We start from the raw sequence: 1,852 nt of genomic DNA on the forward strand, positions 1-1,852 counted from the left end.
GGGTGAAGACCAAACACTGCTGTGCTACAAACCGACTTACTTTCACACTGAACAGAACTTAGCACAACTGATACACAACAAGTTAAGCCAATCAGTTGTACAAGATATGCCGCGTGTGAGTGACTGGATCGAGCGCTTTACCAAGACTCGCAAAATCCAGCTTTCAGAGCAGCAGCGGCTAGCGGTAGAAATGGCTGCTTACTCTCGTGTAATGATTTTGACTGGTGGCCCTGGTTGCGGCAAAACTTTCACCACCCACACGATCGTTAGCTTGTGGCAAGCAATGGGTAAATCTATCGCCCTTGCTGCTCCCACTGGACGCGCTGCTCAACGCTTGGGCGAGATGACCCAGCTAGAGGCTAAGACTATTCACCGCTTGTTGGAATTCGACCCGAAAACAATGGGTTTTAAATGCGGTAGCGAAAATCCTTTACCCCATAATGCAATTATTGCGGATGAAGCATCGATGCTTGATTTGTTTCTGGCGTATTCTTTAGTTAAGGCGATCGCCCTTGGTTCACAACTATTATTAGTGGGAGATATCGACCAGTTACCCTCGGTTGGGCCTGGTCAAATCCTCGCTGACCTCATCAATTCTGGTCGTGTGCCTGTAGTGCGATTAACCCAAGTTTTCCGCCAAGCCCAGCAGAGCGCCATTATTACTGCCGCACATCAAATTAATCTTGGGATTTACCCTACAATCGAGCCAATAAGTGATAATCCCGTGTCTGACTGTCTTTGGCACGGCGGCGGATTTGAGCCTGAGCACGGTGTTCAAGCAATCTGCGAGTTAATTACTGACTTAATTCCTCGCTTAGGCTTTAATCCGGCAACTGATGTTCAAGTCCTTTGCCCCATGACACGAGGATTAGTTGGTACACGTAATCTAAACACCGTGTTGCAGCAGTTGATTAATCCTCCTGCGCCGGAAAAGGTGGAAATTACCAGAGGCGGGATTTTATTGCGAGAGGGCGATCGCATCATCCAATTAACAAACGACTACAACCGCGAAGTTTTCAACGGCGACTTGGGAATTATCCAGAGCATTGATACTGTTGAGCAAGAAGTAATTGTGCAATATGGTGAGCGTACTGTTATTTACGATTACGCAGACTTGAATGAAATTGCCCTCGCCTGGAGCGTTACTGTGCATAAAAGCCAGGGGTCAGAGTATCCGGTGGTGATTCTGCCAATCTATATGCAACACTATATGATGCTGTCGCGCAATCTGTTTTACACTGGGCTAACCCGTGCCAAAAAGCTAGCCATTGTCGTTGGTGCTAAAAAAGCAATTTCCCTGGCAGTGCGTTCTACTGATGACAAAGAGCGTTACACAAGGTTACAGCATCGGTTGATTCATGCTGGGCGTTCATCAGTAGGTAATTTAAATTCTTGAAGAAGGTAGCAATGCTGCCTTCTTCAATGGATCATCCTGGGAGCAAAAATAGACATAAGCTCAACAATTATGTCTCATCTTTTCATTTAATCTGATTACTTTTTTGAGATTAATCATTAAGATAGGTAGAAAAATTTACAAACTTCTAGTATTTTTCTAATTTAGATAACTGGAATCAGTTTCAACAACTACTTTCAGCGGAACATAACAAAACTATTTATGTCTAAATCTTTAGTTTAATAGTTGAACTTTTTAAATTAATTTGAAAACATAACATACATCAAAAGCCAGCTATTCAAATAAAGGATTATTTAAGATGTCTGATGTTAATTTTGTCAAATTAGTTGAAATTCTTGACCACTTTGGGTTTACAAAGGGAAGTTTCACAGGTGAATCAGAACGCATACTTTACCTCCTCCCAGGATATGAAAATTATCGTTTAGGCTTTAGATGGGT

The 1,852-nt window shown here is 42.9% G+C and carries 1 protein-coding gene; it reads left to right on the plus strand.

Going from position 1 to position 1,852, the window contains the following annotated elements:
• Positions 1–1,396, plus strand: a 1,396-nt coding sequence (recD2, locus tag FNW02_RS38025) for an SF1B family DNA helicase RecD2 (RefSeq protein WP_191762614.1), incomplete at its 5' end; no start/stop codon positions are given.
• Positions 1,397–1,852: the final 456 nt, after the last annotated feature.

The organism is Komarekiella delphini-convector SJRDD-AB1, assembly GCF_014831675.1.
Taxonomy (GTDB): Bacteria; Cyanobacteriota; Cyanobacteriia; order Cyanobacteriales; family Nostocaceae; genus Komarekiella.